The sequence below is a fragment of the Streptomyces sp. NPDC053673 genome, from assembly GCF_055585225.1.
In genome coordinates, this window is the sequence record NZ_JBVJKN010000003.1 from 353851 (window position 1) to 368876 (window position 15026).

14 protein-coding genes are annotated in these 15026 nt (G+C 70.3%); 3 read left to right on the forward strand and 11 right to left on the reverse strand.

The window, feature by feature from the left end:
- Position 1: 1 nt before the first annotated feature.
- A complete protein-coding gene (locus ACZ6ZQ_RS07305) occupies positions 2 to 1552 on the reverse strand; it encodes a cellulase family glycosylhydrolase (RefSeq protein WP_469767582.1) in 1551 nt (516 codons plus the stop codon).
- A gap of 100 nt (positions 1553 to 1652) precedes the next feature.
- On the opposite strand from ACZ6ZQ_RS07305, the gene ACZ6ZQ_RS07310 reads away from it, so the two are divergent.
- Positions 1653 to 2816 carry an ABC transporter ATP-binding protein gene (locus tag ACZ6ZQ_RS07310; protein ID WP_469767583.1) on the forward strand — a complete coding sequence of 388 codons (1164 nt, stop codon included), beginning with the start codon at positions 1653 to 1655 and terminating at the stop codon, positions 2814 to 2816.
- A gap of 83 nt (positions 2817 to 2899) precedes the next feature.
- Here the strand turns inward: ACZ6ZQ_RS07310 and ACZ6ZQ_RS07315 are convergent, their stop codons facing one another.
- From ACZ6ZQ_RS07315 to ACZ6ZQ_RS07345, 7 genes are all read right to left on the reverse strand, one after another.
- A complete protein-coding gene (locus tag ACZ6ZQ_RS07315) occupies positions 2900 to 3862 on the reverse strand; it encodes an ABC transporter substrate-binding protein (RefSeq protein WP_469767584.1) in 963 nt (320 codons plus the stop codon).
- Positions 3859 to 4533 (reverse strand): ABC transporter permease, encoded by a 675-nt coding sequence (locus ACZ6ZQ_RS07320; RefSeq protein WP_469767658.1) that lies wholly within the window; start codon positions 4531 to 4533, stop codon positions 3859 to 3861. The genes ACZ6ZQ_RS07315 and ACZ6ZQ_RS07320 overlap by 4 nt, the downstream gene beginning before the upstream one ends.
- Positions 4530 to 5219, reverse strand: coding sequence for an ABC transporter permease (locus ACZ6ZQ_RS07325; protein WP_469767585.1), 690 nt, complete (start codon positions 5217 to 5219; stop codon positions 4530 to 4532). Before ACZ6ZQ_RS07325 ends, ACZ6ZQ_RS07320 begins: the two co-directional genes overlap by 4 nt.
- A gap of 94 nt (positions 5220 to 5313) precedes the next feature.
- Positions 5314 to 5721, reverse strand: coding sequence for a DUF7144 family membrane protein (locus tag ACZ6ZQ_RS07330; protein ID WP_469767586.1), 408 nt, complete (start codon positions 5719 to 5721; stop codon positions 5314 to 5316).
- 24 nt (positions 5722 to 5745) lie between these two features.
- A complete protein-coding gene (locus ACZ6ZQ_RS07335) occupies positions 5746 to 6153 on the reverse strand; it encodes an SHOCT domain-containing protein (protein WP_469767587.1) in 408 nt (135 codons plus the stop codon).
- 127 nt (positions 6154 to 6280) lie between these two features.
- Positions 6281 to 6478, reverse strand: a complete 198-nt coding sequence (locus tag ACZ6ZQ_RS07340; RefSeq protein ID WP_453667738.1) for a hypothetical protein — start codon at positions 6476 to 6478, stop codon at positions 6281 to 6283.
- A gap of 146 nt (positions 6479 to 6624) precedes the next feature.
- Positions 6625 to 9378: a winged helix-turn-helix domain-containing protein gene (locus tag ACZ6ZQ_RS07345; protein ID WP_469767588.1), complete on the reverse strand. Its 2754-nt coding sequence runs from the start codon at positions 9376 to 9378 to the stop codon at positions 6625 to 6627.
- 309 nt (positions 9379 to 9687) lie between these two features.
- On the opposite strand from ACZ6ZQ_RS07345, the gene ACZ6ZQ_RS07350 reads away from it, so the two are divergent.
- Both ACZ6ZQ_RS07350 and ACZ6ZQ_RS07355 read left to right on the forward strand, forming a co-directional pair.
- Positions 9688 to 11004, forward strand: coding sequence for a diacylglycerol/lipid kinase family protein (locus ACZ6ZQ_RS07350; RefSeq protein ID WP_469767589.1), 1317 nt, complete (start codon positions 9688 to 9690; stop codon positions 11002 to 11004).
- A gap of 28 nt (positions 11005 to 11032) precedes the next feature.
- Positions 11033 to 11881, forward strand: a complete 849-nt coding sequence (locus ACZ6ZQ_RS07355; RefSeq protein WP_469767590.1) for a hypothetical protein — start codon at positions 11033 to 11035, stop codon at positions 11879 to 11881.
- Between the two features lie 127 nt (positions 11882 to 12008).
- Here the strand turns inward: ACZ6ZQ_RS07355 and ACZ6ZQ_RS07360 are convergent, their stop codons facing one another.
- From ACZ6ZQ_RS07360 to ACZ6ZQ_RS07370, 3 genes are all read right to left on the reverse strand, one after another.
- Positions 12009 to 13277: a hypothetical protein gene (locus ACZ6ZQ_RS07360; RefSeq protein WP_469767591.1), complete on the reverse strand. Its 1269-nt coding sequence runs from the start codon at positions 13275 to 13277 to the stop codon at positions 12009 to 12011.
- Positions 13278 to 13531: 254 nt separating this feature from the next.
- Positions 13532 to 13891 carry a hypothetical protein gene (locus ACZ6ZQ_RS07365; protein ID WP_469767592.1) on the reverse strand — a complete coding sequence of 120 codons (360 nt, stop codon included), beginning with the start codon at positions 13889 to 13891 and terminating at the stop codon, positions 13532 to 13534.
- A gap of 225 nt (positions 13892 to 14116) precedes the next feature.
- Complete coding sequence (locus ACZ6ZQ_RS07370; protein ID WP_469767593.1) at positions 14117 to 14854, reverse strand: tyrosine-protein phosphatase; 738 nt, start codon at positions 14852 to 14854, stop codon at positions 14117 to 14119.
- Between the last annotated feature and the right edge of the window lie 172 nt (positions 14855 to 15026).

A 15026-nucleotide genomic window follows, 5' to 3' on the forward strand; every position in this document is an offset into this window, starting at 1 on the left:
ATCAGCCGGTCGGGAAGTCGTCCGCGGTTCTGATGCGGTCGCGGACCCAGACTCCGGCGGGCTTCAGCGGCCCGGTGCCGGTCCAGGGGCCGTTGCTGTCGCAGGTGCCGCCCTTGAAGACGGCTCCGGTGCGGTTGTCGTCGGAGTAGTTCCAGTTGACCCAGCTGATCTTCTTGTTCGCCATCAGATCGATGTAGCGCTGGGACATCGTGAAGTCGTTGCTGCCCTCACCTGCGTAGTTCTGGGTGCCGAACTCGGTGACGAACATCGGCAGCTTGTCGGCGGCGCGGGAGAGGGTGTTCAGGTACTCGTCCCGGTGCGAGTAGGCGTAGAAGTGGAAGGTGTACATGATGTTGGAGGCGTTCACCGGGTTGTTGACGACCTCGGTCTCGTCGGCGCCGTCGGAGACACCGAGCGAGGACCATGCGCGGGTGCCGACCAGGACGGGGGTGTCGGGGTCCTGCCCGCGGATGACCGGGATGAGCTGTTCGGCGTAGCTCTTGATCCGCGACCAGCTGACCTCGCTGGGCTCGTTGGCGATCTCGTACAGCAGGTTGTTCTTGTCGCCGTGGCGCTGGGCGATCTCGGTGAAGAACGTCTTGGCGCGGCTCAGGTTGTGGTGCGGGTCGCCGGGGTCGAGCATGTGCCAGTCGACGATCGCGTACATGCCGCGCGTGGTGGCCTGCTCGATGATCGAATGGACCAGGTCCGTGAACTTGCGCGGGTCGGTCTCGTAGCCGTCCTCCTGGATGTACATGGAGATGCGCAGCACGTCCGCGTTCCAGTCGGTGGCCAGGGCGTTCAGCGAGCCGGAGGTGACGCACTGGCTGTACCACTGCAGGCCGTGGGTGGACATGCCGCGCAGCTGGACGGGCTTGCCGTACTGGTTGCAGAGCTTGGTTCCGCAGACCTTGAGCTGTCCGTTGATCTCGACGGGTGTCCTGCCGCCGGGTGCGGGTGCGGTGTCCACGGCGAGATGGTCCACGTTGGGACCGCCGCCGGCGGTGGTGGCGGTGGCTCTGATCGTGTTGGCGCCGGCCTTGAGCTGGGCGGTCACGCTCGTGGTGGACCAGGAGGTCCAGGCGCCGGTGCCGCCGAAGGCCTTGTCGTGGGCGACGGCTGAGCCGTTGACGGTGATGTCCATGGCGCGGTCGGACGTGGTGCCGTTGGCGTACCGGAGGGTCAGTGCGACACTGCCCGCCTGTGCGGCGTCGACCGTCCACTCGACGTAGGAACCGGCGATGTTGGTGTAGTTGACGAAGCCGGTGCCGGTGAAGCCGGTGTGGTTGGACTCCACGGCGCCTTGTGAGACCGCCGCGCTCTCGGCTTCATGGGTGACGGCGGCGGGGGCGGCCCCCGGTGCGGGAGCCGCCGGGGCCGGCGGCGCGGCGGTGACGCCGAGGAGCAGAGCGGCCACGACGGCTCCGACTCCGCCGAGCGAGCGTAAACAGAAACGTGCCGGTCTCATGGGGGTCTCCACGGGAGGGGGACTGGAAGGAAACTTTCCTAACTGTCTGGATAGCAGCCTCGCACAGAGCCTCGCAAGGGTCATGACAAGAGACGGAGTTCAGCCCGTTGACCGTGCTCTCCGGCGTCGCCTCGCCGGTCCCGGCCCGTGTGCGTCCCGCTCCGGCCGCGCCTAGCGTGGACCCATGATCCGGTTCGAGCAGGTCAGCAAGGTCTACCCGGACGGTACGACCGCCGTGGACGACCTGTCCTTCGACGTTGCCGAGGGAGAACTGGTCACCCTGGTGGGCCCGTCCGGCTGCGGCAAGACGACCACGATGATGATGGTGAACCGGCTCATCGAGCCGACGTCGGGCCGCATCCTCGTCGACGGCGAGGACATCTCCGGCGTCGACCCCGTCAAGCTGCGCCGCCGCATCGGCTATGTCATCCAGCAGGTCGGGCTCTTCCCGCACCGGACGATCCTGGACAACACCGCGACGGTGCCCTCGCTGATCGGCTGGAAGAAGGCGAAGGCCCGGGCACGCGCCGCCGAGCTGCTCGACCTGGTGGGACTCGACCCGTCGACATACGGTTCGCGGTATCCGGCGCAGCTCTCCGGCGGCCAGCGCCAGCGGGTGGGCGTCGCCCGCGCACGGGCGGCCGATCCGCCGGTACTGCTGATGGACGAGCCGTTCGGCGCGGTCGACCCGGTGGTGCGGGAACGGCTGCAGAACGAGTTCCTCAACCTGCAGGAGACGGTCCGCAAGACGGTGCTGCTCGTCACCCACGACATCGAGGAGGCGGTACGGATGGGCGACCGTATCGCCGTGTACGGACAGGGCCGCATCGAGCAGTTCGACACGCCCGGGGCCGTGCTCGGCGCACCCGCGACCGACTACGTCGCGCAGTTCGTCGGCGCCGACCGTGGGCTCAAGCGGCTCTCGGTCACCGAGATCGAGGCCGACGACCTGGAGGAGCCGGCGGTCGCACGCGTCGACGAGCCGGCCAAGGAGGCCTCGGCCCGGCTGCGGGCCGATGACGCCCGCTGGGCGGTGGTGCTCAGCACTGCGGGAGACCTGCACGGCTGGGTTTCCGCGGAGGCCCTGTCCATCGCCGGGGAACAGGACACGGTCGGTGATCTGGCGCGGCGGATGGAAGCCTGGGTGCCGCTCGGGGCACCGCTGAAGCAGGCGTTCAGCGAGATGCTGCAGCACGACGCGGGTTGGGTCGCGGTGGTGGACGGGGCCCGCTTCGCAGGGGTGCTGACCCCGGCGAAACTGCACGAGGCGCTGCGCCGTTCGGTCGACTCGGACGCGCAGGGCGTGCCGCGCGACGAGGTCGATTTCGACTCGGTGTCGGACGCCTGACACGCCGGTGAGGTCGACCACGTGCGGGACGGCCGGACCCGGCGCGGGCCCGGCCACCGTGAGACGGGTGAAGTGGCCGGGTTTCACCGTGGCAGCAGTCCCTTGGACTCCAGGTACTCCCTCGCGACGTCCTCGGGCAGCCGGCGCCGGCTGTCGACCTGTTCGTTGAGCCTGGCGAGGTCCGCCGTCGTGAGTACGGAGTTCAGCTTGCCCAGGGCCTTGGTGACGCCTTCGCCGCCCGCCCGTGCACGATTGACGACGGGGACGATGTAGTCGGCGTTCTGCAATCGCTTGTCGTCCTGCAGGAGCACCAGGCCGAAGTCGTCGAGGGTGGCGTCGGTGGTCGTGGTCAGGACCATCTGGTCCTGACCCGACTGGACCGCCTGTTTCGCTTGGGTGGTGCCGACGCCCTTGGGGTCGATCCCGGTGATGTCGATGCCGTACGTCTGCTTCAGCCCGGGGGCGCAGTACGGCCGCTGGACGCATTCGTCGCCCGCGGCGAGGCGTACGGGCTGCTTGGACCTGCCGAGGTCGCTCAGCGTCTTCAGATGATGGGTACGGGCGAACTCCGCGGTGACGGCGAAGGCGTTCTGGTCGACCGCCTTGCCCGCGTCGAGGACCGTGAGGCCGCGCGGGGTGGCGAGGGAGCGCAGCGCGGTCATGGTGGCGGTGAGGTCGGGCGTGCCGGCGGCCGGCGCCCCCGGGCCGTTGACCTTGGCGTTGAGCCAGTCCGCAAGGGTCGCGGCGTACTCGGGCACGACATCGATCTGGCCGCTCTCCAGGGCGGGTTCGTAGATCTCACGGTTGCTGACGGAGATGATCCGCGTGTGGTACCCGGCCTGTTCGAGCAGCAGGGCGTACATCCGGGCGAGCAGGTCGCTCTCCGTGAATCCGGCGGAGCCGATGGTCAGATGCCTGCTGTCGCCGGGCGAAGCGGTCACCTCGCCCTGGTTCTCCAGGGAGGGGCCCGTGGTACAGCCGGTCACCACCGGCAGGGCCGCGGCCGCAAGGAGCAGGAGGAGCAGCAGCGTACGGAGCGGCCTCATGCTCCTGTCCCCCGTGCCCACGCGGGTGCCAGCCGCTCCACGGCCACGAAGACCGCCTCGACGAGCAGCGCGAAGGCGGCGACGAGGACGGCACCGGCGACGACCTGCGGGGTGGAGGCGAGGTTGAAGCCCGCCGTGATGATCCGGCCGAGCCCGCCGCCACCGGCGAGCGCGGCGATGGTCGCGGTGGCGACGAGCTGCACGGCGGCGATCCGTACGCCGGTGAGGATCAGCGGCATCGCGAGCGGGAGTTCCACGCGGAACAGCATCTGGGTGCCGGTCGTGCCCATCCCCCGGGCGGCCCGCACGACGTCCCGGTCGACGCCGCGCATCCCCACGTACGCGTTGGTCAGCAGCGGCGGTACGGCGAACAGCACCAGGGCGATGACCGTCGGCCAGTCGCCCCAGGTACCGATGGGGCTGAGCAGCAGCAGGACCAGTACGGCGAAGGTGGGCACGGCCCGGCCCACGTTGGAGATGTTGACGGCCAGTGCGCCGCCCTTGCCGAGGTGCCCGAGGACGAGAGCGACGGGCAGCGCGATCACGCAGCTGATCAGCAGACAGACGACCGTGAGATAGAGATGCTGGCCGAGCCGGTTCCACACGCCGTCGTCGCCAGACCAGTTGGCGGAGCTGGTCAGCCAGTCCCAGGCCTGGGCGAGCGCGTTCATGCGTCGGCCCGCCCGGACTGTCTCGTCCACGGGGTGAGCAGCCGCTGGACGCCGAGGAGTACGACATCGGCGACGACGGCGATGATCACGCAGAGCACGGAGGCGGTGAGCACCTGGGCCTTGAAGTAGGTGTTCATCCCGGAGTAGATGAGGTTGCCGAGGCCGCCGAAGCCGACGATCGCGCCGATCGTGACGAGGGAGACGGCGGAGACCGTCGCGATCCGCAGCCCGGCCATCGCGGCGGGCAGGGCGAGGGGCATCTCGACGGTGAGGAGCAGGCGTACGGGACCGTAGCCCATACCGCGGGCGGCCTGCCGGGTCTCCTCGGGAACGGAGCGCAGTCCCGCGAGGATGTTCCGCACCAGGAGGGTGAGCGAGTAGAGGACGAGGCCCGCGACGACGAGCGACGCGGACAGTCCGTAGAGCGGGAGCAGCAGCGAGAACATCGCGAGCGACGGGATCGTGTAGAGGATCGTCGTCACTCCGAGGACGGGCCCGGCGGCCCAGCGCCAGCGGCGGGCGGCGACGGCGAGGGGTACGGCGAGCAGCAGCCCCAGGCCGACGGAGACGAGGGTCAGCTGGAGGTGCTGGAGGACGGCATCCCGGAGAATCTCGCTGCGCGTGGAGAGGTATTCACCGCAGATCCAGTCGTTGCGCGCGAGGCAGTCGCCGGGAGTCGCCGTCACCTGTTCATTGCAGCCCGGGCGGCGGGGGTGCGCCCGCTGGGCTCGCCTGTTCGTGAACGAGGCGGCCCTGTGGCCCGGCCGCCTCCCTCACCTGTCACTCTTCGTTCGGTCGCACGACGCACAGGGCCCAGATGATGGCGATGTAGATCGCGATCGCGATGAGGGACCACAGCGGGTAGTACGGCAGGGAGAGGAAGTTGGCGATCACCAGAAGGCCCGCGAGGATGATGCCCGCGATCCGGGACCACATGGTTGCCTGGAAGAGGCTGAAGCCCACCACGATGGCAACGACGCCGAGAATCAGATGGATCCAGCCCCAGGCCGTGAGGTCGAAGCGGAACACGTAGCGGGGCGTCGAGACGTAGATGTCGTCCTTGGCGATCGCCATGATTCCCCGGAAGAGATCGAGGATTCCGGCGACGATCAGCATGACTCCGGCGAACGTCACCAGCCCGCCGACCAGGGCCTTGTGGCCCTCGGAGTATGTCTTGGTCTGGTTCATGATGTCCCCTCGTGTTGAGGCGGCTCAGCTCAGGAGCTTCGCCTTGGCCCGTTGGAACTCCTCCTCGGTCAGGTCTCCCTTGGCCTTGAGTTCGGAGAGTTTGGCCAGGTCGTCGCCGGGGCCTGCGCCCTTGGCGGTCTGCCTGATGTATTCGTTCATGGCCTCCTGCTGTTCCCGCGCCTGCTGGATCTCGCGCTTCCCCATGTCCTTGCCGCGCACGATCACGTAGACCAGCACACCGAGGAACGGGATGATCAGCACGAAGAGCAGCCATGCCGCCTTGGCCCATCCGTTCATGTCGTGGTCGCGGAATATGTCCACGATGACCCGGAAGAGCAGCAGGAACCACATCACCCAGAGGAAGATCCACATCACGGTCCAGAACGCGCCCAGAACCGGATAGTCGTACGCGAGGTAGACAGTGCCGTACATCGCCGTCCTCCTGCCTTTGCCCTCGGACGTCTGGCGTCCGCTCGCCGTCAGTGTCGGACAGCACGGCGGCGGATCCCTCACCCCGCAGGGGTGAATCGACGGACGCCTGCATCAGTGGTCGCCTGCATCAGTCAGGCAGCCGGCGCATTTCCACGACATGCAGGCCGAGGTCCTGGAACCGGACCAGCAGCCCGTACAGATGGGCCTCGTCGGTCACCGGGCCGAACAGGACGGTCTCCTCGGGCACCGTCGCCTCGTCCAGCTCGGGGAACGCACCGGCGAGGGCCGGAGACAGGTGACCGGTGACGCGGAACTCGTATCGCATGCGCGCACTTCCCCGTGGGAATAGGGGCTCTTCGGGCATCGTCCGTGCCGGAGGACGGCGGCACATCACCCGGGTGAGGTGACCCCGCCCACCGCGTCACAGCAGACCGGCGTCACTGCGGACCTACCGGTCACCGCACCCGGGCCTCACAGCAGGCCGGCGTCCCGGGCGCGCCGTACCGCCTCGCCGCGGCGGGACACGGACAGCTTGCGGTAGATGCTCTTCAGATGCGTCTTGACGGTGTTGACGGACAGGAACATCTCCGTGGCGATCTCCTCGGTCGACATCATCTGCGCGGCGTGCCGCAGCACATCGCGTTCCCGCCGGCTGAGGTCCTCCACGAGCAGGGGCGAGCCTTCGCGGGCAGGCGCGGCGCCCGGCCGTCGGTCGGCGTGCGGGGGGTCTCCGGTCAGCCAGGCGTGCGCGGCGGCGAGTTCGGGTGTACGGGCGAGCAGATGGCGCAGCCAGGGGCCGCTCTCCGTGAACGGGGCGCGCAGCAGTTGCCGGCGCGCGGTGTGCAGGGCCTGGCCGACGAGCACCACCGCGTGCGCGGTGTCCTCCTCGGCGACCGCGGCCTGGGCCAGGAGCAGCCGGGCGCGGACCCCGTCGGCGGGACAGGGGTTCGCACCGTTGGCGAGCGGGGCCAGCAGACGACGCGCACGCTCGGTGTCTCCGGCCGCCAGATGGGCGGCTGCCGACGCGACGGTGCAGTCGGATCCGCCGCGGGGCGAGCGGCACAGTGCCGCGAGGGCCGCCTGCGGGTCACCGCGCGCCAGGTGAACGGCGGAGCGGGCCACGGCGACCCGGCGCGCCGCCTCGTCGCCGGCGAAGGGCGCTCCTCCCGGGGACCCGGGCACGGCGTCGAGCACGGTCAGAGCCGCCGCCGTCCGCCCGTTCGCGAGTTCGATACGGGAGCGCAGGACGACGGCCTCGGCGGAGCCCAGCGGATCCGAGTCGGACGCGCCGGAGCAGGCCGCGGCGTCGAGATGCCGGCGTGCGCCCTGGAGGTCACCCCGGTCGGACGCGACGGCGGCCAGCGCGAGATGGCACAGCCCGGTGCGGTGGTCGACGGGGATGCCGTGTTCCTCGGCGGCCTTCAGCCCCTGCCTGGCGTGTGCCTCGGCGTCGCGCAGCATTCCGTCGACCGACTCGGTGAGCGCGAGGGCACCGAGGCAGTGGTAGCGGACCGTCCGGGTCTGCTCGCCGTCGGCGGCGGTCAGCGCCGCGTGGAACGCCTCGCGTGCCTCGGAGCGGTGACCTGCGGCGAGGAGTGCGCGCGCCCGGCCGTAGCAGCACAGCGCCTCGATCTCGGGATGCTGCTCCAGCCGGGCTGGGGGCACGTTCTCCATGAACGCGCGTACCTCACGGTCCGGAACGCACGGCGACGCCGAGCCCGCGCCGGCGTCAGTGCCCGTGTCCGTGCCCGTGTCCGTTTCCCTGTCGGCGTCCGTGTCCGTGTCCGCGCCGGTGAGGAGGCGGAGCAGCGCGCGCGTGAGCTGCCGCTCCGTTCCCCGGCCCTCGGCTCCGGCCTCGGCCTCGTCGTCGCCCATCGGTGCGTACGCCCCGTCGAGCTGTTTGCGGCTCTCGTCGGTGTCGCCGCGGGCGAGTGCGCAGGCCGCCGCGACGAGGGCCGGGCCGGTACCGCAAACGCCTGCGGGCATGTCCCCGAACAGCCGTACGAGCCGATGGCTGTCCGGACCGGTGAGGAACCGGCCGATCGCGAGATGGTCGACGACGAGGCCGGCGGCGTACTGCCAGTCGCCCGCCGCGCAGGCGTGTTCGAGCGCCTCGGTCAGCCGGTCGTGACCGGCGAGCCAGTGTGCCGCGCGCAGGTGCAGTCGCGTCTCCAGGGCGGGGTGTCGGCTGCGCAGATGGGCGCGGAGGACTTCGGCGAACAACGGATGGCAGCGGTACCAGGAGGTGTCTCCGATCGGCTCGACGAAGGCGTTCTCACGGGCGAGCTGGGCGAACGTCGGCGCAGCGTCCTCGCGTTCGGTGAGGGCGTCGGCGAGCCGCGGGTGGATATGGGACAGGATGCTGGTCCGTACGAGCAGTTCCTGCGTCGTGGCGGGCTGGGCGTCGAGGACCTCGGCCATCAGGTAGTCGGCGACGGCGTTCTGGGACGCGGCGAAGGACTGGGCGAAGTGCTCTGCTTCTTCTGGGTCCTGCGCCCGTCGCATGGCGAGGGCGCACAGCCTGAGGCCGGCGGCCCAGCCCTCGGTCCGCTCGGTGAGCGCGCCGACGCTCTCCGGGGAGGGAGTCAGCCCGTGGCGGCGCAGCAGCTGAGTGGCTTCGGGCGGGGTGAACGCCAGCTCGGAGCGGCGGATCTCGCAGATCCGGCCCTCGGCCCGGTAGCGGTGCAGCGGGAGCGCCGGATCGACCCGGCCGATGAGAACGAGTCGCAGGGACGATCCCGCGTGGGCGAGGACGAACTCCAGGTCCGCGGCCACTTCCCGCGAGGCGGCCTGTTCGAACCCGTCGAGGACGAGGACGACGGGCCGGGGCAACTGCGCCAGCGCGGACGCGAGCCGGACGATGAGGGAATGGTCGACGTTGTCGGCCCGCAAGGGGCTGCCGACGCCGTCGGGCAGCGGTACCTGGTGGTAGCGGAACGCCCCGAGGACGTACGCCCAGAACACGCCGGGAGCGTTGTCGTCGCTCTCCACGGTGAGCCACACGACCGGGCCGGGAGCCGACTCCGTCTGCTGCCACGAGGCGGCGACCGTGGTCTTGCCCGCGCCCGCCGGGCCGGTGATCACGGTCAGCGGGCCCTGTGTGCCCTCCGTGAGCCGGTCCAGGAGGCGTTTCCTGGCCACGAAGGCGGGGGGTACGGCGGGTACCGCGAACTTCGCCACGAGCAGCGGGTCGCCGCCCGGGTTCAGCTTGGCGTCCTCGGCCATGGGTTTCTACCGCCGTGCCGTCGGTCCACGGGTTCATGATCCCAGCGCCCCGTCATGATCGCCAACGGCGGACCGCGGGAGGCGCCTCGCCTCCCGCGGTTGTGGAATAGCTAGTGCCCCTCCCGGCAAGCTTTGCCCTGTCGCGCCGCCCGGCACGCACCCTCGCGGCCTTGGCCAAAAGCCCTGGTAGCTCCGCTACAAGGACTTCCGGCCGCCTTGCGATGGCACGCACCGGACGACGCTCCTCGACGGGCAAACATTGCCGGTCGCGGCACTAATAGCCATAGGGCTCACAGCACCGGAGGTGTCATGGGCGGCGACGGTGGAACGGCACGCAGGGTCCGTGTGCAGTGCTGGGCCGCACGGCTGGCGATCGCGGCCGCGGTCGCGGCAGTCGTCCTGCTCGTGTTCGCCGCGGGGCTCAGAGCCATCGGGCTGGTGGCGGTGTCGCTTGCCGGGACGGCCGTGACGGCGGCGGCCCTGTGGTGGGCGCTCACCCGCCGGGGGCTGGTACGGGCCTGCGCCGTCGTCCTGGCCGTGGCGGCGCCCGTGACGGTGATCTGGCTGCAGGTCCGTTCGGGGCTGCTGTGGGTACTCGTGCTCTGTCTCGCACTCGGGGCTGTCGCTGTCGGTGCCGGGTGGGAGGCGCTCTCGGTGAGCTCCCGGCGGAAGGGTCAGCACGCGGTCGCGGCGCCCCGCCCCGTACGGCCGTTCCTGATCATGAATCCACGTTCGGGCGGGGGCAAGGTGGAGCGGTTCGGGCTGCGGGAGAAGGCGGAGCGCGGCGGGGCCAGGACCGTGATGCTGGATCCTGCCCGGCCGAGCGATGTCGCCGCGCTCGCGCGCGAGGCCGTCGCCGGGGGCGCGGACCTTCTCGGAGTTGCCGGAGGGGACGGCACCCAGGCGCTGGTCGCCGCCGTTGCGGCGGAGCACGACGTCCCGTTCGTCGTGATTCCTGCCGGTACCAGGAACCACTTCGCCCTGGACCTCGGGCTCGACCGGGACGATCCCTCGGCGGCCCTTGACGCCTTGACGGACGGGGTCGAGTTGCGGATCGACCTCGGCATGACCGGTGACCGGGTGTTCGTCAACAACGCATCGTTCGGCGCCTATGCCATGGTGGTGCGGAGCGACGCGTACCGCGACGACAAGGTGGGCACGATCCTCCAGCTGTTCCCGGATGTGCTGACGCACCGGGCAGGGCCGCGGCTGACGGTACGGGCCGCGGATGTCACGGTGGACGCCCCACAGGCCGTGCTGGTGAGCAACAACCCCTATCGGGCCGGCGACCGGGCGTCGGTCGCGCGCCGGGACCGGCTGGACACCGGGGTGCTCGGCGTCGTGAGCATCACGGTCGACAGCGCGGCACAGGCGGCCGGGCTGCTGCGCGGTGACCGGTCACCAGGGCTGAACGTCCTCACCGCCCGCGAGGTCGTCGTGGACGCCGATGCGCCCGAGGTGCACGTGGGCGTGGACGGCGAGGCGCTCGTCCTGCCCACTCCGGTGCGTTGCACGATCAGGCCCGGGGCGCTGCGGGTACGGGTTCCGCGCAACCGGCCGGGTGTGCCCCGCGCCCGGCCGCGGCTGGACTGGCGCCGACTGGGGATGCTGGCCCTCTCGCGCTGATGTGCGCCGAGATCACTACGCTTGACGCGTGGGTCGCACCGAGGAGCGCACCGAAGGCGCGGGCCCGTTCACGACGAGGCTGACCTGGCGCCTCGCCGAGGGCGGCATCGCGGTCTGGGAGTCGCGCGCCGTCCGCAAACGCGGGGTGCTCACCGTCCGCGCCGCCGAGGACGCGGAGCCCGCCTCGCGCCCGGCGGACGCCGTGGCTCTCGGACGTCTGCGTACGCTCAACACCACGGCCGCCGTGGCCTTCACGATCGGCGGAGCGCTCTTCGCCCTCGGCGCGGCGCTCGCCCTCGGGGCCGCCAGTCCCACGACGACCGCCTCGGTCTACTTCGTCGGAGGGCTGTTCTTCAACACCGGCGGCTATGCCTCCCTCCTGCAGGCCATCAATGCTCCCCGGCGGGGACGCACCTCGGATGCGCTGGAGACGGGCCGCTGGAGATGGTGGAGCTACGAGCCGATGCGCATCGACTGGCTCAGCACCCTCGTACTCTTCGCCGGTACGGTCGTGTTCGGGGTCAATCTGCTGGACTCGTTCCTCCAGGGGCTCTCCGCCCAGCAGGCGAACCGGCTGATCTGGACCCCCGACATCGTCGGCTGCCTGCTGTTCCTCATCTCCGGCCATCTCGCGCTGGTCGAGGTGTGCCACGGCCGGCCGGCCGTTCGGGCACACGACCTCGGCTGGTGGATCGTGGCCGTCAATCAGCTCGGATCCGTGCTGTTCTTCGTCGCGGCCTTTGCAGATTTCACCGTGCCCGGCACAGGAAGCCCGGTGAACGCCGGCATCGCCAACTGGGGGACTCTCACAGGCGCGTTGTGCTTTTCCGTCGGCGGCGTGCTCCAGGGTTTCGAACGGCCTCAGACACCGGCGTAGTGCGTCATTGCCCCGCGGGAGGCGGCGCCGGCGGACCAGCGGGTAAGCGGGGGTCGGTCGCTCTGCTGAAGCGGGAGACGTCGACTGCGAGGCCCCCAGCCGCCGGGCGGCCGGGGGCAGCACAGATCTACCAGTAGATGACGGCGAATCCAGCGCCGCCGTCCACACCGGAGTCACCAGGGATGGCGTTGAACTCATCGTCCTCGCCGTTGCCGCCTTCACCGCCGCTGCCGCCGACAGCAGCGCCGTCGGGCAAGGCAACGATGCCGTCGGCGACCGCGCCGCCCCCGTCGCCTGCGATACCGTCGGAGCCGGACCGGTTCACACCAGCGGTGGAGCACGACCCGTCCCCGCCGTCGCCGCCGGCACCCGACCCACCGGCATCGGTGTCGTCGGCCGTACCTCCCTCGCCTCCGTCACCGCCCCCGGCGGTGAGGAGCTCATCGCCGCTCGGCGAGACGAAGGTGGTCTCGCCACCGTCGTCTCCGCTCTCACCGTCCCGGCCCGGGCCACCACCGGATCCGCTGTCGCCTGGGGTTCCGACGTCCACCAGGTAGTTCTCTCCTGGCTTGACCGAGACGAGACACCAGGTGAAGCCGCCACCACCGCCCCCACCTCCGTCGCCGCCGTCGGCTTCCGGCGTGGTGCCGCCACCGCCGCCACCGCCGCCACCGCCGCCGGCGCCCCAGGCCTGGACGAACACCGAGGTGACACCCGGGGGAGGCGTGAAGGTCTCGTCCTCGCTGAACTGCTGCAGCCCGTGCACGACTTTGGGGAACTTCGGCTTGTTCTTGCCGCCGTATTCCTTGCCGTGGTCCTTCTTCTCTTCCTCGCCGTGGTCGTTGCGGTAATCCTTGGCCTGGTCCTTCTCTTCCTTGCCCCAGTCCTTCTGCTTGTTGCCCCAGTCCTTCTGCTTGTTGCCCCAGTCCTTCTCTTCCTTGGCCTGGTCCTTCTCTTCCTTGCCGTGGTCCTTCTCTTCCTTGGCCTGGTCCGCCTCTTCCTCGTCCGCCTCTTCCTCGTCCGCCTCTTCCTCGTCCGCCTCTTCCTCGCCCTGGTCCTTCTGCTTCTTGCCCCAGTCCTTCTCTTCCTTGGCCTGGTCCTTCTCTTCCTTGGCCTGGTCCTTCTCTTCCTTGGCCTGGTCCTTCTCTTCCTTGGCCTGGTCCTTCTGCTTCTTGCCCTGGTCCTTCTCTTCCTCGCCGTCGTCCCCGGGCGGTGTCGGTTTGACCTCGGCGGGCTGGGGCTGGCGGTCGGCGCGAAGTTCCGGATCGACTGAGTGAGCGGTAGGAGCCATCACCAGCATCTGGCTGGTCACGGCGACCACGCCGGCTATGGAGGCGAGCAGGACCCGCGCGCGTCGCGCCCGGGGCAGTCCCATGGTCGGGATTCGCTTATTCATGTCTTGACTTCCTTCCCCGCGGTCACAACGACTGCGCGGGAGTGCAGGGGGGCACAGCGTGCGGACCGACTGCCCGCACGTTGCTCATCCCAGTCGCCTGCACTGCGACGCGCGCGCCACCAGCGCGCTACATGATCCGGTCAGGTGAGCCTTCTACCCGTCTGGAGGTAGGACGAGTGCCACGCCCCCGGGTCCAACGCGGTGGACGTGGCTCTCCCGCGCCGCTGTGGCTGCCCCTGTGTCAGCACTACGGCTCAGGTCTCGATGAGGCGCCGGACATGCTCAGCCTCATCCTCCCGGACCTCGCTCGCGCGCACGGCTCCGAGCCGCCAGCTCACGGTGGCACCGTCAGGGCCCTGGACGTTCCCCCGCTGGAGGGCAGCCTGGATCCGCGCACGGACCTCGGCCTCGTCCTCGGGTTCGGCGACGAAGAGCACCCGCAGCCGCACCTCGTCATCGGCCTGCTCCACGCTGGTGTGATGCGGTGCCAGCGGGCACGGCGGCTCGTGCTCCCAGCTTCCGCACAGCCCGAGGGTGATGGCCGCACCCGGAGCCCGGGCGTCGCCGCGGGCCTCCATGATGACGGTCGCCTCCAGGGCGCTTGCTCGGCGCATCGTGCCAGCATCGCACGCCTGCGCACGGTCAGGTGCCGGCAGCCGGCCGGAGCTCCGCCCCTCCGAAGAGGGACGAAGCATGATCCGGTCAGCGGCCGACGTTGTCGTCCGTCCCGGTCTCCTGCACGGTCTGCCGGGACGAGTTGGAGATGACGGTCCAGTCGTCGGGGGCTGTCACGACGCAGTCCCGGGCCTCGCGCGCCGTCAAGTTCGTGCCGGCATGCGTCAGACGTTCCCGCCGGTCAGCAGCCGGGCCCGCAGCCGGGTGACGACGTCGTCCGTGATGCCGACCCGGTCCTTGAGGTAGCCGTGCACGGATCCGTAACGGGCCGACAGGCCGGCGAAGACCAGCTCCATGATCTCGGCCGGTGCCCGGCCGTAGCTTGGCCACTTCAGGACCCGGTCCGGGTTGGCCGCGCGCCAGTCGGCGGCGAGGCGCTCGGTGGCCAGTTCGGTGAGCGCGAAGTCGGCGAGGATCTGTTCCTCGGAGACGTCCAGCAGGGTCAGGACGAGCGCGGCGATCAGCCCGGTGCGGTCCTTGCCGGAGGTGCAGTGGAACACCAGCGGCCCCTCGTCCTCGGCGATCAGCTCGATGGCCTGCCGGATCTCGGCGAAGCCGTCCTCGGTCACCTCGGCGAACCGGTCGGCCAGGAATCGCCAGGGGTCGACAGCGGGGTCGATCCCGGCCTGGTCGTAGGGCCGGTGCTCGATGCTGAAGTTGGCGTAGGTGAACCGCTCGGCCTCGGGCACCTTGCCCTTGGCCTCGATCTCCCACGGGTAGCGCAGGTCGACGACGGTGCGGATGCCCAGCTCCAGGTACCGGTCCCAGTCCGCGCCCTGCAGCTTGCCCAGGGAGTCGGCCCGGTACAGCCTGCCCCAGGCGACGGTGCGTCCGTCGGCGGACCGGTATCCGCCCAGGTCGCGGAAGTTGTGCAGCCGCTCGAACTCGATGTGCCGCGTCACGCGCGCTCCCCTTCGTTCTGTGCCTTCACTCGCGCCGAAGCCGCAAGTTCCCCGTAGTTTGCAGGATCTGGGAGGCACGACACCGGAGTCGGGGGTGTACTGCCCGGGGCTTTCCTGCGTGAAGTGCCTGGATGTGCAACAGACGCCGGTGGTCCGGTGGGTCGGGTGTTCT